At 64.0% G+C, this 25713-nt stretch carries 26 protein-coding genes; 8 read left to right on the top strand and 18 right to left on the bottom strand.

The annotated features are described in order from the left end of the window. Window positions 1–16 precede the first annotated feature (16 nt). The 3 genes from ABMC89_RS08125 to ABMC89_RS08135 are packed head-to-tail and all read left to right on the top strand — an operon-like array spanning window position 17 to window position 2454. Window positions 17–949, top strand: a complete 933-nt coding sequence (locus tag ABMC89_RS08125) for a bifunctional riboflavin kinase/FAD synthetase (RefSeq protein ID WP_349567011.1) — start codon at window positions 17–19, stop codon at window positions 947–949. Continuing rightward, the gene (locus ABMC89_RS08130) at window positions 946–1419 is read left to right on the top strand and encodes a YcgN family cysteine cluster protein (RefSeq protein WP_349567014.1); all 474 of its coding nucleotides are present in this window, start codon (window positions 946–948) and stop codon (window positions 1417–1419) included. Before ABMC89_RS08125 ends, ABMC89_RS08130 begins: the two co-directional genes overlap by 4 nt. Continuing rightward, the gene (locus tag ABMC89_RS08135) at window positions 1420–2454 is read left to right on the top strand and encodes a threonine aldolase family protein (protein WP_349567016.1); all 1035 of its coding nucleotides are present in this window, start codon (window positions 1420–1422) and stop codon (window positions 2452–2454) included. Window positions 2455–2459: 5 nt separating this feature from the next. Here the strand turns inward: ABMC89_RS08135 and ABMC89_RS08140 are convergent, their stop codons facing one another. Continuing rightward, window positions 2460–3248: an alpha/beta fold hydrolase gene (locus ABMC89_RS08140; RefSeq protein WP_349567018.1), complete on the bottom strand. Its 789-nt coding sequence runs from the start codon at window positions 3246–3248 to the stop codon at window positions 2460–2462. Next, entirely contained in the window at window positions 3245–3841 is a 597-nt protein-coding gene (locus ABMC89_RS08145) for a 2-hydroxychromene-2-carboxylate isomerase (RefSeq protein WP_349567021.1), read from the bottom strand. The genes ABMC89_RS08140 and ABMC89_RS08145 overlap by 4 nt, the downstream gene beginning before the upstream one ends. A gap of 105 nt (window positions 3842–3946) precedes the next feature. On the opposite strand from ABMC89_RS08145, the gene ABMC89_RS08150 reads away from it, so the two are divergent. Continuing rightward, entirely contained in the window at window positions 3947–4966 is a 1020-nt protein-coding gene (locus ABMC89_RS08150) for a ribose-phosphate pyrophosphokinase (RefSeq protein ID WP_349567024.1), read from the top strand. Between the two features lie 196 nt (window positions 4967–5162). Here ABMC89_RS08150 and ABMC89_RS08155 read toward each other — a convergent pair whose 3' ends face one another. The 7 genes from ABMC89_RS08155 to ABMC89_RS08185 form a co-directional block, all read right to left on the bottom strand. Next, complete coding sequence (locus tag ABMC89_RS08155; RefSeq protein WP_349567027.1) at window positions 5163–5513, bottom strand: H-type lectin domain-containing protein; 351 nt, start codon at window positions 5511–5513, stop codon at window positions 5163–5165. 101 nt (window positions 5514–5614) lie between these two features. Continuing rightward, a complete protein-coding gene (locus tag ABMC89_RS08160) occupies window positions 5615–6052 on the bottom strand; it encodes a F0F1 ATP synthase subunit epsilon (protein ID WP_349567029.1) in 438 nt (145 codons plus the stop codon). 14 nt (window positions 6053–6066) lie between these two features. Further along, window positions 6067–7491, bottom strand: coding sequence for a F0F1 ATP synthase subunit beta (gene atpD, locus ABMC89_RS08165; RefSeq protein ID WP_349567031.1), 1425 nt, complete (start codon window positions 7489–7491; stop codon window positions 6067–6069). A gap of 19 nt (window positions 7492–7510) precedes the next feature. Then, window positions 7511–8395: a F0F1 ATP synthase subunit gamma gene (locus ABMC89_RS08170; RefSeq protein WP_349567033.1), complete on the bottom strand. Its 885-nt coding sequence runs from the start codon at window positions 8393–8395 to the stop codon at window positions 7511–7513. Between the two features lie 14 nt (window positions 8396–8409). Beyond that, the gene (gene atpA, locus ABMC89_RS08175; RefSeq protein WP_349567035.1) at window positions 8410–9948 is read right to left on the bottom strand and encodes a F0F1 ATP synthase subunit alpha; all 1539 of its coding nucleotides are present in this window, start codon (window positions 9946–9948) and stop codon (window positions 8410–8412) included. Beyond that, entirely contained in the window at window positions 9949–10509 is a 561-nt protein-coding gene (locus tag ABMC89_RS08180; protein WP_349567037.1) for a F0F1 ATP synthase subunit delta, read from the bottom strand. 295 nt (window positions 10510–10804) lie between these two features. Next, window positions 10805–11539, bottom strand: a complete 735-nt coding sequence (locus tag ABMC89_RS08185) for a methyltransferase domain-containing protein (protein WP_349567040.1) — start codon at window positions 11537–11539, stop codon at window positions 10805–10807. Between the two features lie 61 nt (window positions 11540–11600). Between ABMC89_RS08185 and gloB the strand changes: the two genes are divergently transcribed. The 3 genes from gloB (at window position 11601) to ABMC89_RS08200 (ending at window position 15956) form a co-directional block, all read left to right on the top strand. After that, complete coding sequence (gloB, locus tag ABMC89_RS08190; RefSeq protein WP_349567042.1) at window positions 11601–12392, top strand: hydroxyacylglutathione hydrolase; 792 nt, start codon at window positions 11601–11603, stop codon at window positions 12390–12392. Between the two features lie 229 nt (window positions 12393–12621). Continuing rightward, a complete protein-coding gene (gene clpA, locus ABMC89_RS08195) occupies window positions 12622–14943 on the top strand; it encodes an ATP-dependent Clp protease ATP-binding subunit ClpA (protein WP_349567045.1) in 2322 nt (773 codons plus the stop codon). Between the two features lie 26 nt (window positions 14944–14969). After that, window positions 14970–15956, top strand: a complete 987-nt coding sequence (locus tag ABMC89_RS08200; protein ID WP_349567047.1) for a M23 family metallopeptidase — start codon at window positions 14970–14972, stop codon at window positions 15954–15956. A 4-nt stretch (window positions 15957–15960) separates the two neighbouring features. Here ABMC89_RS08200 and ABMC89_RS08205 read toward each other — a convergent pair whose 3' ends face one another. The 3 genes from ABMC89_RS08205 to ABMC89_RS08215 all read right to left on the bottom strand — a co-directional run bounded on the left by ABMC89_RS08205 (window position 15961) and on the right by ABMC89_RS08215 (window position 19750). Continuing rightward, on the bottom strand, window positions 15961–17922 hold the full coding sequence (locus ABMC89_RS08205) for a peptidoglycan -binding protein (RefSeq protein WP_349567050.1): 1962 nt from the start codon (window positions 17920–17922) through the stop codon (window positions 15961–15963). 2 nt (window positions 17923–17924) lie between these two features. After that, window positions 17925–19151: a biopolymer transporter ExbB gene (locus ABMC89_RS08210; protein ID WP_349567052.1), complete on the bottom strand. Its 1227-nt coding sequence runs from the start codon at window positions 19149–19151 to the stop codon at window positions 17925–17927. 68 nt (window positions 19152–19219) lie between these two features. Beyond that, complete coding sequence (locus ABMC89_RS08215; RefSeq protein WP_349567054.1) at window positions 19220–19750, bottom strand: gamma-glutamylcyclotransferase; 531 nt, start codon at window positions 19748–19750, stop codon at window positions 19220–19222. Window positions 19751–19818: 68 nt separating this feature from the next. Between ABMC89_RS08215 and ABMC89_RS08220 the strand changes: the two genes are divergently transcribed. Beyond that, the gene (locus ABMC89_RS08220) at window positions 19819–20829 is read left to right on the top strand and encodes a DUF2125 domain-containing protein (protein WP_349567057.1); all 1011 of its coding nucleotides are present in this window, start codon (window positions 19819–19821) and stop codon (window positions 20827–20829) included. Here the strand turns inward: ABMC89_RS08220 and ABMC89_RS08225 are convergent. The 6 genes from ABMC89_RS08225 to ABMC89_RS08250 form a co-directional block, all read right to left on the bottom strand. Next, window positions 20817–21569, bottom strand: coding sequence for an extensin-like domain-containing protein (locus tag ABMC89_RS08225; RefSeq protein WP_349567060.1), 753 nt, complete (start codon window positions 21567–21569; stop codon window positions 20817–20819). The genes ABMC89_RS08220 and ABMC89_RS08225 overlap by 13 nt on opposite strands. After that, window positions 21566–22489, bottom strand: a complete 924-nt coding sequence (locus tag ABMC89_RS08230) for a prephenate/arogenate dehydrogenase family protein (protein ID WP_349567063.1) — start codon at window positions 22487–22489, stop codon at window positions 21566–21568. Before ABMC89_RS08230 ends, ABMC89_RS08225 begins: the two co-directional genes overlap by 4 nt. Next, entirely contained in the window at window positions 22486–23571 is a 1086-nt protein-coding gene (gene hisC / locus ABMC89_RS08235) for a histidinol-phosphate transaminase (protein ID WP_349567066.1), read from the bottom strand. The genes ABMC89_RS08230 and hisC overlap by 4 nt, the downstream gene beginning before the upstream one ends. A 97-nt stretch (window positions 23572–23668) precedes the next feature. Next, entirely contained in the window at window positions 23669–24109 is a 441-nt protein-coding gene (locus ABMC89_RS08240; protein ID WP_349567068.1) for a hypothetical protein, read from the bottom strand. 176 nt (window positions 24110–24285) lie between these two features. Then, window positions 24286–24906 carry a 30S ribosomal protein S4 gene (gene rpsD, locus ABMC89_RS08245; protein ID WP_349567070.1) on the bottom strand — a complete coding sequence of 207 codons (621 nt, stop codon included), beginning with the start codon at window positions 24904–24906 and terminating at the stop codon, window positions 24286–24288. A 170-nt stretch (window positions 24907–25076) separates the two neighbouring features. Next, complete coding sequence (locus tag ABMC89_RS08250) at window positions 25077–25688, bottom strand: DNA-3-methyladenine glycosylase I (RefSeq protein ID WP_349567072.1); 612 nt, start codon at window positions 25686–25688, stop codon at window positions 25077–25079. Window positions 25689–25713: the final 25 nt, after the last annotated feature.

A 25713-nucleotide genomic window follows, 5' to 3' on the forward strand; every position in this document is an offset into this window, starting at 1 on the left:
CGCTACCTAGGGCGGCATGCGGATCATCTCGGACTATAAATTTGTAACGGATGCGGATCGCGGCGCCACGGCCGCGATTGGCAATTTTGACGGGGTGCATCTGGGCCATCGGTCGGTCATCGAACTTGCGCGCAGCGCGGCCCCCGACGCGCCTCTGGGCGTGGTCACCTTCGAGCCGCACCCCCGTGCCTTTTTCGCCCCCGATGCCCCGCCCTTCCGCCTGATGGGTCCGGACGCGCGCGCCAGCCGTCTGGCCAAGGTCGGAGTCGAGAAGCTGTACCAGCTTCCGTTCAATGGTGCGCTGGCCTCCCTGTCTCCGTTCGACTTTGCCCAAGGGGTCCTGCACGACGGGCTGGGCCTGCGGCACGTGGTCGTCGGAGCCGATTTCTGCTTCGGCAAGGGGCGTCTCGGCAATGCCCGCGATCTGGCCGCCTTCGGCGCTGAAATGGGGTTTGGCGTCACCATCGCGCCGCTGATGGAAAAATCGGCCAATACGATCTCCTCCACCGCGATCCGCACCGCGTTGACCGAGGGCCGCACCCGCGATGCGGCCGCCATGCTGGGGCACTGGCACCGCATCGAAGGCCCCGTCATCGGCGGCGAACGGCGCGGGCGTGAACTGGGCTATCCCACAGCGAACATGTCCATCGACGGGCTGCATCCGCCTGCCTTCGGCGTCTACGCGGTGCTGGTCGATGTGCTTTCGGGTCCGCATGCGGGCAGCTACCACGGTGTCGCCTCCATGGGCGTGCGCCCGATGTTCGGCGAGAACACCCCGAACCTCGAAACCTTCATCTTCGACTTCAAGGGCGATCTGTACGGCACACCGCTGTCGGTCGGGCTGGTCGAGCACCTGCGCGGCGAGGAGAAATTCGACAGCCTCGATGCGCTGATCACCCAGATGGACGCCGACAGCGCCCGCGCCCGCGCGATCCTGGCGGCCCTATGAGCGACGATCCGATCGACCGCAACGGGCTGGCCAGCCGGTTCTGGGAACGCAAACCGCTCAAGAAGCTGAACAGCCGCGAATGGGAAGCGCTCTGCGACGGCTGCGGCAAATGCTGCCTGAACAAGCTGGAAGACGAGGACACCGGCGAGGTGGCGCTGACCAACGTGGCCTGCCGCCTTCTGGACGACGGGAGCTGCCGGTGCAGCCAGTATGACATCCGCCACCAGTTCGTGCCCGACTGTATCGTGATGACACCCGAAAACATCGACGAACATGCCTACTGGATGCCCCAGACCTGCGCCTACCGCCTGCTGTGGCAGGGCAAGCCCCTGCCGGAGTGGCACCCGCTGCTGACCGGCACACCCGAAAGCGTCCACCGCGCGGGGGTCTCGATGCGGGGCCGCACGGTCAGCGAGTGGGAAACCGCGTTCGAGGACTGGGAAGACCACATCATAGAGGAGCCTACCTGAATGTTTTTCGCCTCTGACAATTCCGGCCCCGTGCACCCGAAGATCATGCAGCATCTGGCGCAGGCCAACGAAGGCTATGCCATGCCCTACGGGCGCGACCCGATCATGGATGGCGTGCGCACCCGCCTGCGCGAGATTTTCGAAGCCCCCGATGCCGCCGTCTATCTGGTGGCGACCGGCACCGCCGCGAATGCGCTGGCGCTGGCGTGCTATACCCAGCCCTACCAGACGGTATTCTGCTCGGAAATCAGCCACATCGAGGAAGACGAATGCAACGCGCCCGAATTCTATTCGGGCGGCGCAAAGCTGACGCTGATCCACACCGACAACAAGATGACCACTGAAGCGTTGCGCAAGGCCATTGAACGCAGATCCGGTGATAACGTCCACATGGCGCAGGCGGGGCCGGTGTCGATCACGCAGGTCACTGAACGCGGGTCGGTGCATTCGCTGGACGAATTGCGCGCCCTGACGGCGGTTGCCAGGGACGCCGGACTGCCCGTGCATCTGGACGGGGCGCGGTTTGCCAATGCGCTTGTCTCGCTTGGATGCTCACCCGCCGAGATGACATGGAAGTCGGGTGTCGACGTGGTCAGCTTCGGCGGCACCAAGAATGGCTGTATGGGCGTCGAGGCCGTGATTTTCTTCGACCCCGCGAAGGCGTGGGAATTCGAGCTTCGGCGCAAGCGCGCGGCGCATCTCTTTTCGAAACACCGCTACCTGTCGGCACAGATGGCCGGCTATCTGGAGGATGACCTCTGGCTGGACATGGCACGCGCGGCCAATACCGCCTGCGCGCGCCTGGTCGAAGGGCTGCGCGCCCGCGGAGCCGAAATCCTGCACAACCCAGATGCGAATATGATCTACGCGGCCTTCCCGCGCGCGACCCACAAGAAGCTGCAGGCGGCGGGCGCGAAATACTACCCCATGTCAGACGTGGAAAACGGGCCGGACGAGGAAATGGTCGCGGCCCGCATGGTCTGCGACTGGTCGATGACCACCGATAACATCGACCGCTTCCTCGCCCACTTCTAGGGCCGTCAGCTGCGGGCGATCAATGCGCGCACCGGCGCCGCACAGGCGTCGGGATGGGTTACCGGCACCATATGGCCCGCGCCTTCGATCACCACCCGCTCAACGTTCGGCAGGCGCTTTTCCAGTGATGTCGCGACCTTCTCGCTCATCGGGGGTGACTGGTCCCCCTCGATCAGCAGGGTCGGCATCGCCGCCTGCGCGAAACGGCCCGGTTCCAGCAGGCCCGCGCTGTCGTAGTGCAGAAAGGCCGAGCTGGCAGGAACAAAATGAACCAGCCGTGTCATGTGTTCGCGCATCCGTTCGGGTAACGTATCCCACGGCGTCCCATCGCCCCAGTCGCGGTTGAAGACCCGCGCGGCCTCCCGCTCGTCCCCGCTGGCAAACGCGGCATCCAGCGCTGCGTTGTCGCGCCTGTAGTCGTCCATCAGCTGCGGATCGTCGGCGATCGCGGCTGCGAAATAGACCGGTTCGATCAATGTCAGCGACCGGACAAGCTGCGGCGTTTCTATGGCGATCCGCAAGGCCACGGTGGCGCCGAAGGAATGGCCGATCAGATCCATCGGCCCCTCGATCAGCCCGCGCGCCATGTCGGTGGCAACGTCGTGGACGTTGCCGGTGCGGTCCCATGTTCCGGACTTTCCGTGACTGGGCAGATCGAAGGCCAGAAGGCTCAGATCGTCCTTCAGCGCAGCGGCCATGCCGCGCCACGCTCCGGAGTGTCCCAATGTGCAGTGGATGGCGAGCGCGGTCCGCTTTGCCCCCTCGAACAGATGTGTATGGCAGTGCAGTGTCACAGTTTTCCTTGCAGATGCAGATCCAGATCTCCGATGCGGTCCTGCCCCCAGAACCGCGCGTCTCCGACGACATAGAACGGCGCACCAAAGGCACCAGCCTCTACTGCCTCCTCGAGGTTGCGGGCGTAGGTTTCGGCCCCTTCCAGCAAACCGCTGTCCGCCAGACCGGCGTCGAAACCGGCCTCTTCCAGACAGTCGCGGATCACCGCATCCTCGGCGATGTCGCGTTCGTCCGCCCAGACCGAGCGCGTGATCGCATGTGCCAGCTTGCCCAGATCGCCGCCACCGGCATTCTGCGCCGCGATGAAGGCATAGGCCGCCGGGGCCCCATTGGTCGGCCAGTGCGCGGGCTTGAGGTTGAACGGCATGCCAAGCTTTCTGGCCTGTCGCGGCAACTCCTGCGCACGGTATTCGATCCGCGACGGATGCCGGTCGCCGGGGGGTGTTCCACCGGTGCGTGCAAAACCCGCGATGATGTCGAACGGTTTGTAATTGATGGTCGCGCCGTGTTTCTGGGCGACCTCCTCCAGACGCGTCCCCGCAAGGTAGCAATAGGGTGACAGCGTCGCGAAATAATAGTCGATCTGGGTCATTGGTCCGTCCTTCGCTCGGTGGCAGCTTTGCGGGACGGTAGGCGCATGTTAAGCGGTGTGCAACGTAACGATTCTGTTATCCCGCTGCCACGGAGCCCCCTCCCCATGCCCGCCACACCCGAACCAAAACTGATCTCAGGAAACGCCAACATGCCGCTGGCCAAGGCCATAGCGCGGCGGATGTCCCTGCACCGCGGTGTGAACGTAGGATTGGTGGACGCGCGGGTCGAGCGTTTCAACGACGGTGAGATCTTCGTCGAGGTTTTCGAGAACGTGCGCGGCGAGGATATGTTCATCATCCAGCCCACCAGCAACCCTGCCAACGACAACCTGATGGAACTGCTTATCATGGCCGACGCGCTGCGCCGGTCGTCGGCCAAACGGGTCACGGCCGTTCTGCCCTACTTCGGCTACGCGCGGCAGGATCGTCGCACCAAGGCGCGCACACCCATCACCGCCAAGATGGTCGCGAACATGATGGTCAGCACCGGCATCGAACGAGTGCTGACGATGGATCTGCACGCCGCCCAGATACAGGGCTTCTTCGACATTCCGGTTGATAACCTCTATGCCTCGCCGGTCTTCGCGCTGGACATCAAGCACGAGTTCAAGGGCCGCCTCGACGAGTTGATGATCGTGTCTCCCGACGTGGGCGGCGTGGCCCGCGCACGCGAACTGGCCAAGCGTCTGAACGCGCCGCTTTCGATCGTCGACAAACGCCGCGAGAAAGCGGGCGAAGTGGCCGAGATGACGGTGATCGGCGATGTGACCGGCAAGACATGTATCATCGTCGACGACATCTGCGACACCGCAGGCACGCTCTGCAAGGCGGCCGAAGTGCTGCTGGAAAACGGCGCAAAAGAAGTCCACGCCTACATCAGCCACGGCGTGATGTCCGGCCCTGCCGTGGAACGCGTGACCAAGTCGGTGATGAAATCGCTGGTCATCACCGACAGCATCGCCCCCTCCAGCGCGGTCAAATCCGCCGAGAATATCCGGATCGTCCCGACGGCCCCGATCTTTGCGCAGGCGATCCTGAACATCTGGAACGGCCATTCGGTCTCGTCGCTGTTCGAGGCGGATACGCTGGGCCCGATCTATGACGGGATGTACGACCCCGAGTAAGGCGCGCGCACCGGCGCGGCGTTGATCGCCTGCGCCCGGCGGATGCGTGATCGGGTCTGAAAACGGGCGTCTTTGTCAGATAACCCCGACGGATACGGCTCGGAAAACCGGTTTGCCCGAAACCGGCAGAGGCATGGGAACTGGCCGCTTCCGGTGATGGATCGTTCAGGCTCAACCCGGGCGCCCTTGGCCTGCCCTACCCCACGTCCCACGTGTCTGCATCTTCCAGCTCGCCCACCGCCATCCACGCCACGCGGATGCGGGCAACGCGGGTGTCGCCCCATGTGCGGAACACCATGTCGAACCCCTTTTCGGTGACAGTCTCGGCTGCAACATCGGCGCGCAGGACGGTGCCTGCATCCATGTCCCACAGCGATATCGACAGGTGCACTGTCGGGGTGGACAGGTAGCGTTCCGAAAACTTGATCCGCCGGCGGCGTTCACGCTGGCCGCGGCCTGTCCACATCTCTCCGCCGTCCTCGAAATCCTCGAACAGGATCTCGTCCCCGCTGTCGATCCCCAGAATGGATGCGCGCAATTTTTTCATACAGTTCTCCCCGCCTGCGTTTTATGCCAGCCCGGCAGGGCCAAGCAAAGCAAAAGGCCCCGCATTTCTGCGAGGCCTTCCGTAACTTGCTCGAATACCGCTCAGAGGTTGGGCTGCTTCGCGCTCAGACCGATCTCTTCGCCCATCGCAACCATGTCCGACAGCAGCTTGGCCGCATCGTCTACGGGGCCCGGTTCATTTTGATAGGCTTCCTTCACCTTCTTGTAGGTGTGCTGGGCCTCTTCCATGATCTCGTCCATCTTCTCCTGTGTCATGTCCTCGCGCGCATGCGCACGCTCGGCCAGGATCGAAATGGACTTGGCCGTGATCTCGGCGAAGCCGCCGGTGACCACATATTGCGATGTGCCATCGGTCCCTTCGACGGTCAGAAGACCGGGACGCAGCGTGGTGATGGTCGGCGCATGGTCCGGCATCGCCGTCATATCGCCGTCCATACCGGGTATCTGCACCGATTTCACCTCACCCGAGGCGAGCCGCCGCTCAGGCGACACCAGATCGAATTGCATCGTGTCTGCCATTGCTTGAGCCCTCCTTAGGCCGCGTCAGCCGCCATTTTTTCAGCTTTCGCTTTCACTTCCTCGATGCCGCCAACCATGTAGAAGGCACCTTCGGGCAGGTGATCGTACTCACCGGCCACAACCGCCTTGAACGACTGGATGGTTTCGGCCAGCGGAACCTGCTTGCCGTCCGCACCGGTAAAGACTTTCGCAACGTCGAAGGGCTGGCTGAGGAAACGCTCGATCTTGCGGGCGCGTGCCACGGTCAGCTTGTCCTCTTCGGAGAGTTCGTCCATCCCGAGGATCGCGATGATGTCCTGAAGCGACTTGTAGCGCTGCAACACCTGCTGCACGTCCGTCGCAACCTTGTAGTGCTCTTCGCCGATAACCAGCGGATCCAGCAGACGCGACGTGGAACCGAGCGGGTCCACAGCCGGGTAGATACCTTTTTCCGAGATCGAACGGTCCAGAACGGTTGTCGCGTCGAGGTGGGCAAAGGATGTCGCTGGCGCGGGGTCGGTAAGGTCGTCCGCAGGAACGTAGACCGCTTGCACCGACGTGATCGAACCGGCTTTGGTCGAGGTGATGCGTTCCTGCATCGCGCCCATGTCGGTTGCCAGTGTCGGCTGGTAGCCCACGGCGGAAGGAATACGGCCCAGAAGGGCGGACACTTCGGAACCGGCCTGCGTGAAGCGGAAGATGTTGTCGACGAAGAACAGAACGTCTGTACCGGACTGGTCACGGAACTGTTCGGCCAGCGTCAGACCTGTCAGGGCCACACGCATACGCGCTCCGGGTGGTTCGTTCATCTGGCCGTAGACCAGCGCCACCTGCGACTCTTCGAGGTTGTCGGGGTTGATAACGTTCGATTCGATCATCTCGTGGTAAAGGTCGTTGCCCTCACGGGTACGCTCCCCCACACCGGCGAACACGGAATAGCCCGAGTGCACCTTCGCGATGTTGTTGATGAGTTCCATGATCAGAACGGTCTTGCCCACACCGGCACCGCCGAAGAGGCCGATTTTACCGCCCTTCGCATAGGGGGCCAGAAGGTCGATCACCTTGATGCCTGTTTCCAGCACTTCGGATGTGGTCGACTGCGCCTCGAACGAAGGCGCGTCCGCGTGGATCGAACGGCGCTCGTCCGATTTGACGGGGCCCTTTTCGTCGATAGGCTCGCCCACGACGTTCATGATGCGGCCCAGCGTGCCGTTGCCCACAGGGATCGAGATCGGTGCATCCTGGTCGATGACTTCCTGACCGCGCACAAGGCCCTCGGTCGCATCCATCGCGATCGCACGAACGGTGTTTTCGCCAAGGTGCTGAGCCACTTCGAGGATCAGATCCTTGCCTTGGTTTGGTGTTTTCAGCGCGTTCAGGATCTCTGGCAGGTGATCCTCGAACTGCACGTCAACGACGGCGCCGATGACTTGGGTGATTTTGCCGACTGCATTTGCCATGTCGTGTCTCTCCAGTAACTTACAGCGCTTCCGCGCCGGAAATGATTTCGATCAGCTCGTTGGTGATGACCGCCTGACGCGAGCGGTTGTATTCGATTGTCAGGTCTTCGATCATCTCGCCCGCGTTGCGCGTCGCGTTGTCCATCGCGGACATCCGCGCGCCCTGTTCGGACGCCCCGTTTTCGAGCAGCGCCGAGAAGATGGCCGTGGCCACACCACGCGGCAGCAGGTCTTCGAGGATCTGCTCCTCGCTCGGCTCGTAGTCGAACAGCGTATCGGTGTTCACGCCTTCCGAGGTTTCGTCCGCCTCGAAAGTTGCGGGAATGATCTGCTTGGCCTGCGGAACCTGGCTGACCACGTTCACGAACTCTGCGTAAAACAGGGTCGCGACGTCGAATTCACCTTCGTCGAAACGAGTCAGAACGTTTTTCGCGATACCCTGCGCATCGCCGTAGCTGACCCGCTTGACGTCGGTCAGATCGACGTGATCGACGAAATGGCTCGCATAGTCGCGCTTCATCTGGTCGCGGCCCTTCTTGCCGACGGTCAGAATCTTCACGGTCTTGCCCTCGTCCAGAAGCTTGCGGGCATGTGCCCGCGCCTTCTTGGCGATGTTGGCATTGAAGCCGCCGCACAGACCGCGCTCTGCGGTCATGACGACCAGCAGATGCACGTCACGCTTGCCCGTCCCGCGCAGCAGTTGCGGGGCGGTATCGCTGTCGCCGACAGAGGCCGCGAGCGACGCCATCACGGCATTGAACCGCTCGGTGTAGGGACGCGACATTTCGGCAGCTTCCTGCGCGCGGCGAAGTTTCGCCGCGGCAACCATTTGCATGGCCTTGGTGATCTTGCGCGTGTTCTTCACACTCGCGATCCGGTTTTTAAGGTCCTTGAGATTTGCCATTGGGCTATCTCCCCTTAAGCGAAGTCAGCAGCGAACGCGTCGAGAGCCGCCTTGATTTTATCTTCCAACTCGTCCTTCACCTTGCGGTCGTTTTTGGTGATGTCTTCGAGAAGGTCGGCGTTCTTCGAACGCAGGTGCTTCAGCAGCCCCTGCTCGAAGCGGCCCACGTCGGACACGGACACCTTGTCGAGGTAACCGTTCGTGCCGGCGTAGATGACGCAGACGATTTCAGCGTTGGTCAGCGGGTTGTACTGTGGCTGCTTCATCAGCTCGGTCAGACGCGCACCACGGTTCAGCAGCTGCTGTGTCGCAGCGTCGAGGTCGGAACCGAACTGGGCAAAGGCCGCCATTTCGCGGTACTGGGCCAGCGACAGTTTCACCGGACCGGCAACCGAGGACATCGCCTTCGTCTGGGCCGAGGAGCCCACACGCGAAACCGACAGACCGGTGTTCACGGCGGGGCGGATGCCCTGGTAGAACAGTTCGGTTTCGAGGAAGATCTGGCCGTCGGTGATCGAGATCACGTTGGTCGGAATAAACGCCGAAACGTCACCACCTTGGGTTTCGATGATCGGCAGCGCGGTCAGCGAGCCGTTACCGGCCGCATCGCCCAGCTTCGCCGAACGCTCCAGCAGACGGGAGTGGAGGTAGAAAACGTCGCCGGGATAGGCTTCGCGGCCCGGTGGGCGGCGCAGCAGCAGCGACATCTGGCGGTAGGAAACGGCCTGCTTGGACAGATCATCGTAAACGATCAGCGCGTGACGGCCGTTGTCGCGGAAGTGCTCTGCCATCGCTGTGGCGGAGTAAGGTGCGAGGAACTGCATCGGCGCCGGCTCGGAAGCCGTGGCGGCCACGATGATGGAATATTCGATCGCGCCGGTTTCTTCGAGCTTCTTGACCAGCTGTGCCACGGTGGACCGCTTCTGGCCGATCGCGACGTACACGCAGTACATCTTCTTGCTTTCGTCGTCGCCCGCTGCCGCGTTGACCTGCGCCTGGTTCAGCATCGCGTCCAGCGCGACGGCTGTCTTGCCTGTCTGGCGGTCGCCGATGATCAGCTCACGCTGGCCACGGCCGATCGGGATCATCGCGTCCACGGATTTCAGACCGGTCGCCATCGGCTCGTGTACCGATTTACGCGGGATGATGCCGGGGGCCTTCACTTCGGCAAGGCCACGCTTGGAAGCGTTCAACGGGCCTTTGCCGTCGATGGGGTTGCCCAGACCGTCAACAACGCGGCCCAGCAGTTCGTCACCGATCGGCACGTCCACGATGGAGTTCGTCCGCTTGACGACGTCGCCTTCCTTGATGTCCCGGTCGGAACCGAAGATCACGACACCGACGTTGTCGGTTTCGAGGTTCAGCGCCATGCCCTGGATACCACCGGGGAATTCGACCATTTCACCGGCCTGCACATTGTCGAGCCCGTAGACGCGCGCAATACCGTCACCGACGGACAGCACGCGACCGACTTCGGCCACTTCGGCTTCTTGACCAAAGTTCTTGATCTGGTCCTTCAGGATCGCAGAAATCTCTGCAGCTTGGATACCCATTTATCCGACCTCTTTCATTGCATTCTGGAGGGAATTGAGCTTCGAGCGGATCGACGTGTCGATCATCTTGGAGCCCACTTTGACGACGAGACCACCGATGAGGCTTTCATCAACGGTCTGTTGGAGAGTAACGGTTTTGCCTGTCGACGCCTTGAGCGACTTCGCCAGCTTGTCGGCCTGCGCCTTGGTCAGCGCCTTTGCCGATGTCACATCGGCGGTCACTTCGCCCTTGGCTTCGGCAATGATCTCGCGCAGCGATTGGACCAGCTGCGGCAGAACGAACAGACGGCGCTTCTGCGCCATAAGCGAAAGCGTGTTCGACATGATCTCGGACAGCTTCATCTTTTTCGACAGCGCGCCAATCGCGGCCTTTTGCTGATCGCGGCTGTAGATGGGCGAATGGATAAGGTCACGGAAATCCGCGCTGTCGCTCATCGCATCGTGAAGCACAACAAGGTCGCCCTCGATGTCTTTCACTTTTTTGGCATCATTCGCCAATTCGTAGACGGCAGTCGCGTAGCGTTCTGCAATACCCGTGGAAATCGAAGCTGGTTCGGACACGTCCATCCTCTCATACGTCTGCACCGGCAGGGCGCGTTTCGTGCGTCGCCAGTGTGTTTGCGCGGCCCGGACCATGTCCGAGCGGTTAAATCAGGGGCGATGTAGCAGACCCCTTCCCGTGCCGCAACACAGTATAGTGCCGCAGCCCCTGCTTTGCTTTACCAATAATTAAAGGCTTTGAGGGGGATGGGGCGTTTTGCAGTATGCCTGAATTTTCATCATCCGTCGCTTTTGCCGGTTTTTCGGGCGATTCTGCACGCGCAGGTGGCGGTCACGCTCTTTTCGGGATCGGCCGCTAGACGGGCTTCGGCGCGCCTTCCAGCGCACCGACCGGCCTGCGAACGCGCTTGCGCTCGATCTTGCCCTTGGGCGGATAGACCAGCTTGGTCGCCTCGACCATGAAGGCACCGCCGGCAAGGATCGTGGGCATATGCCGCCCGACCCTCTCGAACAGAGCTGCCGATTTCATCCAGACGCGTTGCTGGCTGGGAAACTGGTAGAGCGCGCCCATATGGCGTTCGGGCAGAAACTGGTGCTTGCGCAGCTGCGCCTCGAGCTGGCCCGGCGAATAGGGTCGCCCGTATCCGAAGGGCGTGCGGTCGCGCCGCGCCCAGAGCCCCGCGCGGTTGGGCACGATAAACAGCGCACGGCCACCGGGGCCGAGCACGCGCCAGCACTCCTCCAGCAGATCGGACGCCCGCTCGGATGTCTCCAGCCCGTGCAGCAGGACCAGCTTGTCCACATGCCCCGTCTCGAGCGGCCAGCGGGTTTCCTCCACGAGCACGGAGGTATTGGGCAGGCCCGCAGGCCAGGGCATCACCCCCTGCGGTCCGGGCATCAGCGTCATCACCCGCCGCGCATCGTTGAGGTAGGGCCGCAGCAGCGGCGCGGCGAAACCGAATCCGACGACGGTCTGGCCTTTGGCCTCGGGCCAGATTTCCAGCAGACGGGTGCGCATGGACTTCTGCGCCGCCCGCCCAAGGGCGCTGCGGTAGTAGAAGTTGCGCAAATCCTGCACGTCGAGATGCATTGCAGTGTGCCCTTCGTTGCGCCATGCTGTCCCACTCTAACGCAGCAAAGGAAGCTTGCCCATGCCTTGCGAAGTCCACGAGACAGACAGTCATACCCTCGTCACGATCCCCTGCCTGTCCGACAATTACGCCTTTCTTCTGCGCGACAAATCCAGCGGTGATGTCGCCCTGATCGACGTGCCCGAGGCGGATCCGATCCTGCACGAACTGGACGCCCGCGGCTGGAAGTTGTCGCAGATCTGGCTGACGCACCACCATTTCGATCACGTCGACGGCCTTCCCGCGCTGCTGAAACAGCAGCAAGCGCCCGTCTACGGCGCAAAGGCCGATGCAGAACGTCTGCCGGACCTCGACGTTGCCCTCGCCGATGGCGAAAGCTTTGCCTTTGGCGAAAACGATATCGACGTCCTTGATGTCTCGGGCCATACCATCGGGCACATCGCCTTCTACGCACCCGCCGCCGGCATGGCCTTCACCGCCGACAGCCTGATGGCACTGGGCTGTGGGCGCCTGTTCGAAGGCACACCCGCGCAGATGTGGGACAGCCTGTCGAAAATGTCGGACTGGCCGGACGAGACGCTGATCTGTTCGGGGCACGAATATACCGCGTCGAATGCCAAGTTCGCCCTGACGGTCGATCCCGACAATGCCGCCCTGCAGGCGCGCAGCGACGCGATCCGCGCGGCCCGCGAGGCCGGACGCTTTACCGTGCCGTCGCGCATGGGCGAGGAACGCGCGACGAATCCCTTCCTGCGCCCGCAGGATGCGACCATTCGCGCGGGTCTGGGGATGCAGGACGCAACCGATGCAGAAGTTTTCGGTGAAATCCGCGCGCGCAAGGACAATTTTTAACCTTTTTAGGCGCATGGTGGTGGCGCGGGTGGAACAACCATCGCGGGTACGACGTGATGAAAACAACGTCGCGCGATGGGGCCACATCCGATTGTGACATCTTTATTGCAGAAAAGACTTGAAGGTTGGCGCCACTCAACCAAACTCTAAGGTATCAGGCCATGGTCGGATCGCAGGTGCCGGCATCCCTCGCGCCCCCCGCCGACCCCCATCGAAAAGGAGCACGCCCGTGCCTTCATTCTCGAACACTCTTGAGCAGTCCATCCACGCGGCGCTGGCGCTGGCGAATGCCCGCCGCCACGAGTTCGCCACGCTGGAGCACCTGCTGCTGTCGCTGGTAGACGAGCCTGACGCCCTGCAGGTCATGAAAGCCTGCTCGGTCGATGTGGGCGAATTGCGCGACACGCTCGTCGAATTCATCGACGAAGACCTCAGCAACCTCGTGACCGATGTCGAAGGATCCGAAGCGGTACCCACCGCAGCCTTCCAGCGCGTGATCCAGCGCGCCGCGATCCACGTCCAGTCGTCCGGACGCACTGAGGTGACCGGCGCGAACGTGCTTGTCGCGATCTTTGCCGAACGCGAAAGCAACGCCGCCTATTTCCTGCAAGAACAGGAAATGACGCGCTACGACGCGGTGAACTTCATCGCGCACGGTGTCGCCAAGGATCCCGCCTACGGCGAACCGCGCCCCGTGTCCGGCGCCCCCGAAGCCGAAGAAGAAGCGCAAGGCGTCACCGACGGCGAGAAGAAAGAATCCGCGCTGGCGAAATACTGCGTGGACCTGAACAAGAAATCGCGTGACGGCGATGTCGATCCCCTGATCGGGCGCGACTCCGAGGTCGAGCGCTGCATTCAGGTGCTCTGCCGCCGCCGCAAGAACAACCCGCTGCTGGTGGGCGACCCCGGTGTGGGCAAGACCGCCATCGCCGAAGGGCTCGCGCGCAAGATCGTCGCGGGCGAAACCCCAGAGGTTCTGGCGAATACCACGATCTTCTCGCTCGACATGGGCGCGTTGCTGGCCGGTACCCGCTACCGCGGCGATTTCGAGGAACGCCTGAAGGCGGTCGTGACCGAACTGGAAGAACACAAGGATGCGGTTCTGTTCATCGACGAAATCCACACCGTGATCGGTGCGGGTGCGACATCCGGCGGTGCCATGGATGCGTCCAACCTGCTCAAGCCCGCTCTCGCGGGGGGCAAGCTGCGCACCATGGGCTCCACCACCTACAAGGAGTTCCGCCAGCATTTCGAGAAGGACCGCGCGCTGAGCCGCCGGTTCCAGAAAATCGACGTGGCCGAACCTTCGGTGGAAGACGCGCAGAAGATCCTCAAAGGCATCAAGCCCTACTTCGAGGATCACCACAGCGTGAAATACACCGCCGATGCGATCAAGACCTCGGTTGAACTGGCGCACCGCTATATCAACGACCGCAAGCTGCCCGACAGCGCCATCGACGTCATCGACGAAGCCGGCGCCGCCCAGCATCTTGTCGCCGCCTCCAAACGCCGCAAGACCATCGGCACCAAGGAGATCGAGGCCGTGGTCGCGAAAATCGCACGCATCCCGCCCAAGAACGTCTCCAAGGACGACGTGGTGGTGCTCAAGGACCTCGAAGCCTCGCTCAAGCGCGTGGTCTTCGGCCAGGATCAGGCCATCGAGGCGCTGTCATCGGCGATCAAACTGGCCCGCGCGGGTCTGCGCGAACCCGAAAAGCCGATCGGCAACTACCTCTTCGCCGGTCCGACCGGTGTGGGTAAAACCGAAGTCGCCAAACAGCTGGCCGATACGCTGGGTGTGAAACTGCTGCGTTTCGATATGTCCGAATACATGGAGAAACACGCCGTATCGCGCCTGATCGGTGCCCCTCCGGGCTATGTCGGCTTCGATCAGGGTGGCATGCTGACCGACGGTGTCGATCAGGATCCGCACTGCGTTCTGCTGCTGGACGAGATGGAAAAAGCGCACCCGGATGTCTACAACATCCTGTTGCAGGTCATGGACCATGGCCGCCTGACCGATCACAACGGACGGACTGTGGATTTCCGCAATGTCGTACTGATCATGACCTCGAACGCCGGTGCCTCCGAGATGGCGAAAGAAGCCATCGGTTTCGGTCGCGACAAGCGCGAGGGCGAAGATACAGCCGCGATCGAGCGGACGTTCACGCCGGAGTTCCGCAACCGTCTGGATGCGGTGATCTCCTTCGGCGCGCTGCCCAAGGAAACCATCCTGCGCGTGGTCGAAAAGTTCGTGCTGCAACTCGAAGCGCAGCTGATGGACCGCAACGTGACCATCGAGCTGAGCAAGAAAGCCGCCGAATGGCTGGCCGACAAAGGCTACGACGACAAAATGGGCGCGCGCCCGCTGGGCCGCGTGATCCAGGAATACATCAAGAAGCCGCTGTCCGAAGAACTCCTCTTCGGCAAGCTGGCGAAGGGTGGTGTCGTCAAGGTCGGTGTGAAAAAGGGCGAACTGGACCTTCAGGTCGAAGGCCCCGACAGCCCGCGCCTGTCGGGCAACAAGCCGCCGCTGCTCACCGCTGACTGAGGGCGGAGGCCGTGCGACCTCCAGGAATGAAATCGGCCCACCCTTCGGGGTGGGCCTTTTTGCTGGCAGGAACCATTGGCCTTTGCGCGCCATCGGGCGCTGCCACGCAGGAGCTGCGCCTGATCTCTCCGATAGATTGCGATCTGAACGGCCCCTGCCATATCCAGCAATACGTCGATCACGATCCCGGTGCGCAGGCATCGGATTTCACCTGTTCCAGCCTGACCTATGATGGCCACAAGGGCACGGATTTCGCCCTGCCCGCCCAATCCATGATTGCCGATGGCGTGAATGTGCTGGCCGCGGCGGCGGGCACCGTGCGCGGGCTGCGGGACGGAATGCCCGACACCGGATATACGAGCGAAACCGCCGACCTTGTGCGCGACCGCGAGTGCGGCAACGGCGTGGTGCTGACCCACCCCGGCGGGTGGGAAACCCAGTACTGCCACCTGCGCGAAGGATCGCTTGGCGTGACCAACGGCCAAAGCGTCGCGGCGGGCGACAAACTGGGCGAAGTGGGCATGTCCGGGCGCGCGCAATTCGCCCATGTCCATCTTTCTGTCCGCAAGGATGGCGAGGTCGTCGACCCCTTCGATCCCGACGGGACCATCGTCTGTGGCACACCTTCCACCGAAACCCTCTGGGCCGAAGAGATCCCGACCCGCCCGGGGGGCATCATCACCCTCGGCTTTGCCAATGGCGTGCCCGACTTCGAAACGGTCAAGCAGGGCGCGGTCCCACCGGCCTCCCGCACCGGGGGCGCTCTGGTGATCTGGAGCTATCTCTTCGGCACCCGCGCAGGCGATACCCTGCTGCTGCGCCTCGACGGCCCGCAGGGCGAGGTCATCTCCCGCAGTATCCCGCTCGACCGGACGCAGGCACAGTCCTTCCGCGCGATCGGCAAGCGGTCGGGCAGCTCTGACTGGCCCGCGGGGGATTACAGCGGCGTGGCCGAGATGCGGCGCGCGGGCAGTGTGCTGGACCGGGCCGAGATCACCCTGACCCTGCCCTGAGAGATTACTTTTCGGTGAACTTCAGCTCGATCCGGCGGTTGCGCGCGCGCGCCTCTTCGGTATTGCGCGGATCGACGGGCTGGTACTGCCCGAAGCCGTTCGCAGACAGCCGCCCCGGCGGGATCCCCAGCGATTGCGACATGTATTTCACCACCGACAGCGCCCGCGCCTGACTCAGCTCCCAGTTGTCGGCAAATTCGCCCAGCCCCGACAGCGGCACGTCGTCCGTATGACCGTCCACGCGGATCACCCAATCCAGCCCCTCGGGTATGTCCGCCGCCACGCGGCGCAGGATATCGGCAACCTTCGCGACCTCGCCTCGCCCCTCCGGCGACAGCGCGGCCTCGCCCGGCGGGAACAGCACTTCAGAGGAAAAGACGAACCTGTCGCCCTCGATCCGCACGCCTTCCTGCGTGCCCAGAAGGTTGCGCAACTGCCCGAAGAACTCCGACCGGTATTGTTCGAGGTCTTTCTTCTCGGCCTCCAGACGCTTGCGCTCTGCCGCTTCCAGCTCGGCGCGCTTGCGCTGTTCGGCGGCGACACGGGCCAGCGCCGTGTTCAGCTGCGAGCCCAGCGATTGCAACTCGACCTCGCGCGCCGCATCCTCGGCAATCGCGGTGTCGAGCATCCCCTGAAGGTTGTTCAGCTGCGCCCGCAGGTCGGCGACCTGCTGGTTCAGCAATTCGGTCTGCCGCTGTGCGCGCGCCGAGGTCTCCTGCTCCTGCGCCAGTTCCGCCTGCGCCTGCATCAACAGCGCCGCACGCCGAGCGGCATCCGATTGAGTATCCTCGACCGCCTCTTCCGCAGCCAGTTTGGCGGCAAGCGCGGCAGCCAGACGGGTGCGCAGCGTTTCCAGCTCTTCCTCGGCCAGCGCCCGCGCGGCCTCCAGCCGGTCCCGCAGATCGGCAGCCGTGCCGCCCTCTTCGTCCAGTTCCGCGCGCAGGGCCGCGATTTCCTCGTCACCGGCGGCGACTTCACCGCGCAGGCTTTCGGCCTCCGCCTCTGCGGCGCGCAGGGCTGCGGCCAGCTGGTCGATCTGTGTCTGCGTGTCAGACTCGGTTTGCGAAAGCTCGGTTTCCAGCCCCTCGGCCCGCAGCAGGGCGGCGGCAAGCCGCGCGTCCAGATCATCCTCAGCGGCGCGCGCCGCGGCCAGCAGCGTCAGGGTTTCTTCGGCCCGCTTGCGCTGCGCTTCCAGCGACAGCGTCATGGCTGTCAGCTCCGTGTCCGCATTCTCCAGCCGCTCGCGCAGCGCCTGCGCTGCTGCCGCTTCGGCAAGACGGGCGGCTTCCTCGTCACTCAGCGCCGCCTCGGCCTCGGCAAGGCTGGTCTCCAACGCCTGAACATCCGCATTCGCATCGGCATTGCGCGACCGCAGGTCGGCGACCAGCGCCTGAAGCGCCTCACGGCGCGCCGCCGCCAGACGGGCGGCTTCGGTCTGCGCGTCGATCTCGTCACGGCTGGCGGCCAGTGCGGCGTTCAGCGCCTCCTGCTCGCTCAGCAATTCATCCGCGCGGGTTTCCAGATCCGCCACCCGCGCCTCGGCCCCGTCCCGTTCGGCGATCAGGGCCGCAACCCGCGCCTCGAAGCTGGTGATGCGGGTTTCTGCATCGGCAAGCGCCTCGGCCTGCGCGGCGCGTTCCGCCCTGAGCGACGCGATCAGCGCGCCCTGCGCCGCGGCCTGATCCTCGGCCGCTTCCAGCGATGATCTGAGCGATCCCAGCTGCGTTTCCAGATCGGCGTTGGTGCGCTGCTGAACCCCCAGCGCCTGGGCGAGCGTTGCCACTTCGTCGGCCAGCGCGTCCAGTTCGGTTTCCTGCCCCGAAATCCGTTCGGTCAAAACGAACTGCACGACCATGAAAATGGTCAGCACGAACATCAGCACCAGCAGGAGACCGGTCATGGCGTCCACGAACCCCGGCCAGATCGAGGCCTGAAACCGCGCGCCGGTGCGTCGCGACAGGGCCATGCTCAGCTCTCCCCGGTGTCGGGTTTCGCGGAAGGTCCGGGGGCGCGAACCCTGCGCGGTTCGGTCTGGCCACGCGGAGCGGACAGGGCCTTGGCAAGGATCGACAATTCATGGCGCAACGCGGCCACGGTTTCCTGACGTCCGGCAGAGATCTCCTCGAGGATGCGCAGCATCTGCACGTCGATCGACCGCAGCCGCATCCGGCTTTCGGCGTCGGGCCCGCTGGTGTCGCCCGCGTTCTTTCCCTGATCCTCTATCGCCGCGACGACACGCTCCTGCCCCTCGGCGATGCGCTCCAGCGTGGCAGACCCGTTACCCCCGTCGCCGAGCTGCACAGCCATCCTCTCGATCGCCGTGGTCAGCGAGGCAAGCCGCTGATCCGCTTCCGCCCGCCCCGCTTCGGCGCGCACATGCATCTCCTGCAACTCTTCCATCTGCTGGGCCATATGGTCGACCATGGAGGCCATGACCGCCTGCTCCGGCGTGCTGTCATCGCCCGCGGAAAACCCGACCCGCGTGATCGAGCTCAGCCAGTCCTCAAGCTCCTGGTAGAACCGGTTCTGTCCGTGACCGGCGAAAAGCTCCAGCAGGCCCACGATAAGCGACCCCGCCAGCCCCAGCAGCGACGAGGCAAAGGCCACGCCCATGCCCGCAAGCTGGCTTTCCAGCCCGCTCATCAGCCGGTTGAATACATCCGTTCCACCCTCGCCGTCCTGCGGCGCTAGGCTGCGGATGGTATCGACAATCGCCGGCACGGTTGTGGCAAGGCCGTAGAACGTCCCGAGAAGACCAAGGAAAATCAGCGTATTGACGATGTAGCGCGTGATCTCGCGCGCCTCGTCGACGCGCGTGGACACGGAATCGAGGATCGACCGCGTCGAGGAGGCGCTGATCTGCATCCGCGCGCCGCGCGTGCGCAGCAATGCCGCAAGCGGCGCCAGCAGCTGCGGCGGGCGGTCTGCCTGAACCTCGCCTTCGGACACGAAGGTCTCGATCCAGCGCACCGATCCGATCAGCTGCACCACCTGATAGAAACAGGCCACGACACCGATCAGGAAAACGAACCCGATAAAGCCGTTCAGATAGGGGTTCGCCTGAAATACCGGCAGCACCCGCGGAAGCGCCAGAAACCCGCCAAAGCCGCAGAGGGCAAGGACAAGCAGCATCAGCGTGATCTGACGCACGGGTTGCGAAAAATGCGGTGTCGCCTCGCGGTCTGGCTGCGCCATGCGCGTCCTGCTCCTGACCCATTATTATTGACAAGATGTTAACGTGAAATCGCCACAACCCCAAGGGTTTATGACGTCAGTTTTCGCACCCGCTCGGAAAGCCACTCAAGCGCCGGATCGTGCAGGCCCAGCTTGGCGAGGTGTTCGGAGGTATTGAACAGGTATTCGGTGTTCGGCCCGCGCCCGCCGACGGCACGGGCGATGATCTGCGCCTGCTCTTCGAGGGGCAGACCACCGCAATACTGCCAGTGGTCCTCGTTGATGACATAGACCAGCGATTGCACCCGCCGCCCGTCCACCAGATCGACATCCAGCGTTTCCTCGACATAGGCAGAGGAGATCAGTTCACGCTCGCGCAGGTACGACAGTGTCGTGTCCTCGGCCCCCTCGGCCACGCGCAGCGCCACGCCCTCGCAGGCGCGCCCTGTCTGCCGGTCAAGCGCGAGGACCAGACCGGGGTTTTCCTCGGTGCCGCGATGGTGGATCGAGCGCATGCAAAAAGACCGCGCAAACCCCGGCAGCGTGCCGATCACGCTTTCCGCGACCTCGAACCCCGGGTTCCACAAAAGGCTGCCATAGCCGAAGACCCACATGCTCATCCCCTTCTTCTCTTGCCTTCGGGGCGGTAAAGCGCATCTTCGGGGCGAAGAAAAGGGGGCATCCTGACATGACGCGAAGACTGATCTGGCTCGGCGCGGTGGTGCTGTTGGTCTGGAGCGGCTGGTGGTGGGTCGCGACCTCGGCCTTGCAGCGCGGCATCGTGGGCGGCGTGCAGACGCTGCGCAACGCGGGCTGGATGGCCGAGACGGGGCCGACAGCGCCCGCGGGCTTCCCCCTGCACATCGGGGCTGCGATTGACGCGCCGTCGCTGTCCCCCCCCGGAAGCCCTGTGGTCCTGACAGCCCCCCGTGCCGATCTCGGCGCCGCGATCTACTGGCCGGGCAACATCGCGATCACCGCCCCCGAGGCCACGGCGGCGTGGGACACCGCGCTTGGCCAGACGGAGATGCGCAGCGATCTGGTGCAACTCGCCCTGTCGCTCGGACCGTCCCGCGCGCTGCCGCTGGAGGATCTGACGCTGAGCGCGACCGCCCTTACTGCCGTCACCGCGCCGATCGGCGCCCTGTTCAGCGCGGACCGTCTGGACGCGCGGCTGTCGGCGCTGTCGGCGCAGGACGCGCCCAATACCTACGGCTTCGATCTGGACATTACCGGCCTGCGCCCCGATCCGTCGCTGCGCGACGACCTGCGCCTGCCGGACAGCCTGCCGGAGGTTTTCGACACAACCGCGATGCGCGGAACACTGTCGTTCGACGGCCCGCTGGACCGGACCGGACGCGGCAGGGTGCAGCCCGTGGCGCTGGCGCTCGACGACATGCGGATCGTCTGGGGCGCGGTGTCGCTGACGGCGCGGACCAGTCTGGAGATCGACCCGCAGGGGCGGGCGAGCGGTCCGGTGCAGGTCTCCGTCACCCGCTGGCGCGAACTGCTGGACCTCTTGCAAAACGCAGGCACCCTGCCCGCTGACAGACGGCAACAGATCGAAACCGTCCTCTCCGCAGCGGCAGGCGGAACCGACCGGCTGGACCTGAACCTGACCGTGAACCGTGGCGTGCTGACGCTGGGCTTCATTCCGCTCGGCCGCGTGGCCCCGATCCGCCTGCCCTACCGGCAGTAGGTGCCCGACCGGTAGCGCGCGGTGTCGAAATGGAAATGATCAAGGTGAAAGCGGTCCGCGCGCGGCCCCAGCACCGTGCCGAAGGGGCCGCAGGCCTCCTTGTGCATCCGCTGCATGACCTTGCGGCTGCTGCGCGCGTTCCATCCTTCCAGCACCGAAATCTCGCTGCCGTCCGCCAGCCGGAAGGCCGAGATGTCGATTGCGCGGCCCCTGCCATGTTCGGAAATCTTGCCGGTCTTTGAATTGTTGCGACGGCGGCAGGCGTAATGCGCGGCAACCCGCAACTCGCGCAGGCCGCCCCCCTTGCGCGACAGGGCGGGCTTGGCGCTGCTCTCGACCCATGTTTTCAGCGCGCGCGCTGTCCCGCAATCCATGGTGGCGCGTGTGGACAGCTGCACCCCCGCGACCGAGGTGATCGTCACGGCGTCGTCGATCCCGCAGCCCGAAATCCGCCCCGGCACCCGACCCATGGCCTGCCCCTGTATCGCGATGTCCCCGCAGACGGCCCCCGCCGCCAGAACCTTCTGCTGCTGGCGCAACTCGCGCGCCGCCGCAGGAGAGCGGAAGGTCGGCCTCAGCGACCTCAGGAACCCGCCCTGATTGTTCTCGGTGGCGGAGCGGTCGATGGTGCCATCCGCCTCTATCTGCGCGCCGGGTCGGGCTTGCGGACGCTCGGACGTATCGGGACCGGCACAGGAAACAGTCGCAAGAAGGCTCAGCAGCAGAACGAGTTTCTTCACGCTTTCTTTCCTCCTCCACGGCCGAAATCGGGGGCGTCCGTGTCCTGCCCCGCTTCGATGATACTACGCCGGATCGCGCGTGTCCGGGTGAAATAATCGTGCAGATGCTCCCCGTCGCCCTCGCGGATCGCCCGTTGCAGGACGAACAGCTCTTCGGTGAACCGCCCAAGGATTTCCAGCGTCGCCTCGCGGTTGGACAGGAACACATCGCGCCACATCGTCGGGTCCGACGCGGCGATACGGGTGAAATCGCGGAACCCCGCCGCCGAGTATTTGATGACCTCGCTGTCGGTCACACGGCGCAGGTCGTCGGCAACACCGACCATGGTATAGGCAATCAGATGTGGCGCGTGGCTGGTGACGGCCAGAACCAGATCGTGGTGATCCGCCTCCATCTCGTCGACATTGGCGCCCATCGCCTCCCAGAGCGCGCGCAGCCGCGCAACGGCCCCGGCGTCGCTGTTTTCCACGGGCACCAGCAGGTGCCAGCGATTCTCGAACAATTCGGCAAAACCCGACCGCGGGCCGGAGTGTTCGGTCCCGGCGAGCGGATGGCCCGGCACGAAATGCACACCCTCCGGCAGATGCGGCCCGACACTTTCGATGACCGCGCGCTTGACCGATCCCACGTCCGTCACCGTCGCACCGGGTTTCAGCGCCGGCGCGATCTGCTCGGCCACCGTGCCCATCACACCGACGGGGACACACAGAACCACCAGATCGGCCCCTTCGACCGCGTCGAGGATGTCGTCGCAGATGCGGTCGCACAGGCCGATTTCGCGCGCGGTGTCGCGCGTCGCGGCGGAGGGCGCATAGCCCGTGACTTCGCCCGCCAGACCATCGCGTTTCATCGCCCAGAACATCGAAGACGCGATCAGGCCCAGACCGATCAGCGCAACGCGGTCGTAGATCACACTCATGCCCGCGCCCGCCATTCGGTCAGCGTGTCGATCACACGGCCCGTCTGTGCCGCGTCGCCCACGGTGATGCGCAGTGCTTCGGGAAACCCGTAGCCCCCCGCCGCGCGGACCAGTATCCCCTCGTCCAGCAAGGCCGCTTCGGCGGATTGCGCCTCGGCCCCGTCCGCAAAGCGCGCCAGAACGAAATTCGTCTGCGACGGATCGACCGCCACGCCCAGCTGGCCCAGCGCACCGATCAGCCGCCCGCGCTGCGCCTCGTTGAGCGCCACGCAGTCTTCGACCCACGCGGTGTCCCGCACAGCGGCTTCGGCGGCGGCCAGCTGCACCGTCGACAGGTTGAACGGCTGGCGGATACGCGTCATCACGTCGATCATCCACTGCGGCCCGTAGCCCCAGCCGATGCGCAGACCGCCCAGCCCGTAGATTTTCGAGAAGGTGCGCGTCATCAGCACGTTGGGGCGGGTTTCGGCAAACCGCGCGCCACCGTCATAGCCCGCCGCATATTCCGTATAGGCCGCGTCGATCACCAGCACGATACGTTCGGGCAGGCCGTCCACCAGCCGCTCCAGATCCGCATCGGGCAGGATCGTGCCCGTCGGATTGCCCGGATTGGTCAGCAGCACGATCCGCGTCGCATCCGTCACCGCGCCCAGAATCGCATCCACGTCGACCACGCGCTCACGCTCGGGCACGCAGACGGCGGTGGCCCCCGCCATGTTGATCAACACCGGATAGAGCGAGAAGCCATGCGCGGTGTGAATGATCTCGTCCCCCGGCCCCGCAAAGGCCTGCGTCACGAACTGCAGCACTTCGTCGGACCCCACGCCGCAGATCACCCGCGCCGGATCGACGCCCCAGACCTCGCCGATGGCAGTGCGCAGACCGGCGTGGTCGGTGGACGGATAGCGGTGCATGTCCGCCGCCGCTGCCGCGACCGCTTCGATCGCGGCGGGCACCGGCCCCAGCGGGTTCTCGTTCGAACTGAGCTTGAGCACGTCGGTGCGGCCCGCAATGGCGGATTTACCCCCCTGATAGAGGGTGATGTCCATGATGCCGGGTTGCGGTGTGATAAGTTGGGTCATTGCGTCAGCCCCCGAGGAAATTCTGACGCTCTTCTAGCGGCTGTGGCGGGAAGGGGCCAGTGGCGGATTGTCCCGCGGGCCAGTTGTCGCGTGCGGCTTAGGCGGCCCGCAGCGGTCCGTCCGGCCCGGCCGCCAGATCAGACAGGCTTTCAACCCCGTAGAGGGTGTAGACAATTTTCCAGACATCGCCCTCGCGCTGGATCATCGCATAGCTCGTGCGCCGGCCCGAAAGCTCTCTCGCGCCCGAGAAGAAGCGCGATTCGTAGACGTATTCGATCAGGTCCTCGGATTTGAAACTCGCCTCGACACAGCGCCGCACCATGCCGTCGATACCCCGCTTTCGCTGGAAGTCGACGACTTCGTAGAATGTCTCGATCAGCTCGTCCCTGCTGCCGATGGGCTTGGGCCCGTTCAGTGTTTCCAGCTTCTGCGGCAAGGCGAAATAGGATGCGAAAGTCTCGGCATCGCGGTTCAGCATCGCCTCTTCCGTGCCGCGCAGCACATCGCACGCGATTATTCTGGCCTGCGTTTCGTCCATAGTAGCATCCTCCACCCAGAAACGATCCCGGCAAAACACCGATACGGTTGCGGAGGTTCGGTATCGCAAGAAAACGTGCCGAAAATCGGGCACGAGCAAGGCAATCTGTGAACAAAAAAACACCCCGCCGGACAGCGGGGTGTTTCGCAGAATAGAATGGATCGTGACGGCGAAGATCAGTTCTTCGCGTAGAATTCCACGACGAGGTTCGGTTCCATCATCACCGGGTAAGGCACATCGCCCAGTGTCGGTGTGCGCACGAATGTCGCGGTCATCTTGGAGTGATCGACCTCGATGTAGTCGGGCACATCACGCTCTGGCAATTGTGTCGCCTCGATCAGTGCGGTCATCTGCTTGGACCGGTCACGCACCTCGATCACGTCGCCTTCTTTGACGCGGTAGGAGGGGATGTTCACCAGCTTGCCGTTCACGCGAACGTGGCGGTGGTTCACGAACTGGCGCGCGGCAAAGACCGTGGGCACGAATTTCGCGCGGTAGACAACGGCGTCCAGACGACGCTCCAGCAGGCCGATCAGGTTTTCACCGGTGTCGCCTTTGACACGCTCGGCTTCACCGTAGATGCGGCGGAACTGCTTTTCGGTCAGGTCGCCGTAGTAGCCCTTGAGCTTCTGCTTGGCGCGCAGCTGGATGCCGAAATCGGACAGTTTGCCCTTGCGGCGCTGGCCGTGCTGGCCGGGGCCGTATTCACGACGGTTGACCGGGGATTTCGGACGGCCCCAGATATTTTCGCCCATGCGGCGGTCGAGCTTGTACTTGGCAGCGGTGCGTTTTGTCACGGCTGGTCTCCTTCATAGTTTGTTAACGATTACCCATGGGTAACCGAGCGAAGGGCGTTGTCCTCTGGGCGCGAGCCCCGACAGGCATCCCCTTGCGGGGGCCACCAACACCAATGAGCGGCGCTTATATGCCCGTGTACGGGGGAGTCAACACGCAACCTGCACCGCGACTAGGCGGTCCGCGCGCCGCTCCTTCGGTCGCGCGGCACAAAGGGCTGCGCCAGCGCCGCGCAATCGGCGTGACGCGGGCAGCCGGTCAGGTGGTCATTCACCAGACCGCAGGCCTCCATCCACGCATAAACGATGGTCGGGCCACAGAACTTGAAGCCCGCCTTCTTCAGATCCTTCGAGACCCGCTCCGACAGCGCGGTCTTCGGCGGCACCTCGTCCATACTGGCAAAGCGGTTCTGGAGCGGTGCGCCGCCGACGTAATCCCACATCATCGTGGCGAACCCCTGCTCGGCCTCGATCCTTTGCCACGCGCGGGCGTTGGTGATCGCGGCCTCGATCTTGCCACGGTGGCGCACGATACCGGGATCGGCGAGCAGCCTTTGCACATCCGCCTCGCCCCATGTGGCGATGACATCCGGATCGAACCCTTCGAACGCCTCGCGAAAGGCCTCGCGCTTCTTGAGGATCGTGATCCAGCTCAGCCCGGCCTGAAACCCGTCGAGGATCAGTTTTTCCCAAAGTGCCCGGCTGTCGTGTTCGGGCACGCCCCATTCGGTATCGTGATAGGCGATATAGATGTCTTCGGGCCCGGCCCAGTCGCAACGTGTCATGTCATTCCCTGTTCTTGGCCGCGCG

This window comes from Sulfitobacter sp. HNIBRBA3233, assembly GCF_040149665.1.
In the GTDB taxonomy this organism is placed as follows: Bacteria; Pseudomonadota; Alphaproteobacteria; order Rhodobacterales; family Rhodobacteraceae; genus Sulfitobacter; species Sulfitobacter marinivivus.

Bases quoted from the DNA above. Each gene is read 5' to 3' on its own strand.
- ABMC89_RS08125 (WP_349567011.1), top strand. From the start codon at position 17: ATGCGGATCATCTCGGACTATAAATTTGTAACGGATGCGGATCGCGGC.
- ABMC89_RS08130 (WP_349567014.1), top strand. From the start codon at position 946: ATGAGCGACGATCCGATCGACCGCAACGGGCTGGCCAGCCGGTTCTGG.
- ABMC89_RS08135 (WP_349567016.1), top strand. From the start codon at position 1,420: ATGTTTTTCGCCTCTGACAATTCCGGCCCCGTGCACCCGAAGATCATG.
- ABMC89_RS08145 (WP_349567021.1), bottom strand. From the start codon at position 3,841: ATGACCCAGATCGACTATTATTTCGCGACGCTGTCACCCTATTGCTAC.
- ABMC89_RS08150 (WP_349567024.1), top strand. From the start codon at position 3,947: ATGCCCGCCACACCCGAACCAAAACTGATCTCAGGAAACGCCAACATG.
- ABMC89_RS08155 (WP_349567027.1), bottom strand. From the start codon at position 5,513: ATGAAAAAATTGCGCGCATCCATTCTGGGGATCGACAGCGGGGACGAG.
- ABMC89_RS08160 (WP_349567029.1), bottom strand. From the start codon at position 6,052: ATGGCAGACACGATGCAATTCGATCTGGTGTCGCCTGAGCGGCGGCTC.
- atpD (WP_349567031.1), bottom strand. From the start codon at position 7,491: ATGGCAAATGCAGTCGGCAAAATCACCCAAGTCATCGGCGCCGTCGTT.
- ABMC89_RS08170 (WP_349567033.1), bottom strand. From the start codon at position 8,395: ATGGCAAATCTCAAGGACCTTAAAAACCGGATCGCGAGTGTGAAGAAC.
- atpA (WP_349567035.1), bottom strand. From the start codon at position 9,948: ATGGGTATCCAAGCTGCAGAGATTTCTGCGATCCTGAAGGACCAGATC.
- ABMC89_RS08185 (WP_349567040.1), bottom strand. From the start codon at position 11,539: ATGCATCTCGACGTGCAGGATTTGCGCAACTTCTACTACCGCAGCGCC.
- gloB (WP_349567042.1), top strand. From the start codon at position 11,601: ATGCCTTGCGAAGTCCACGAGACAGACAGTCATACCCTCGTCACGATC.
- ABMC89_RS08200 (WP_349567047.1), top strand. From the start codon at position 14,970: ATGAAATCGGCCCACCCTTCGGGGTGGGCCTTTTTGCTGGCAGGAACC.
- ABMC89_RS08205 (WP_349567050.1), bottom strand. From the start codon at position 17,922: ATGGCCCTGTCGCGACGCACCGGCGCGCGGTTTCAGGCCTCGATCTGG.
- ABMC89_RS08210 (WP_349567052.1), bottom strand. From the start codon at position 19,151: ATGGCGCAGCCAGACCGCGAGGCGACACCGCATTTTTCGCAACCCGTG.
- ABMC89_RS08215 (WP_349567054.1), bottom strand. From the start codon at position 19,750: ATGAGCATGTGGGTCTTCGGCTATGGCAGCCTTTTGTGGAACCCGGGG.
- ABMC89_RS08220 (WP_349567057.1), top strand. From the start codon at position 19,819: ATGACGCGAAGACTGATCTGGCTCGGCGCGGTGGTGCTGTTGGTCTGG.
- ABMC89_RS08230 (WP_349567063.1), bottom strand. From the start codon at position 22,489: ATGAGTGTGATCTACGACCGCGTTGCGCTGATCGGTCTGGGCCTGATC.
- hisC (WP_349567066.1), bottom strand. From the start codon at position 23,571: ATGACCCAACTTATCACACCGCAACCCGGCATCATGGACATCACCCTC.
- ABMC89_RS08240 (WP_349567068.1), bottom strand. From the start codon at position 24,109: ATGGACGAAACGCAGGCCAGAATAATCGCGTGCGATGTGCTGCGCGGC.
- ABMC89_RS08250 (WP_349567072.1), bottom strand. From the start codon at position 25,688: ATGACACGTTGCGACTGGGCCGGGCCCGAAGACATCTATATCGCCTAT.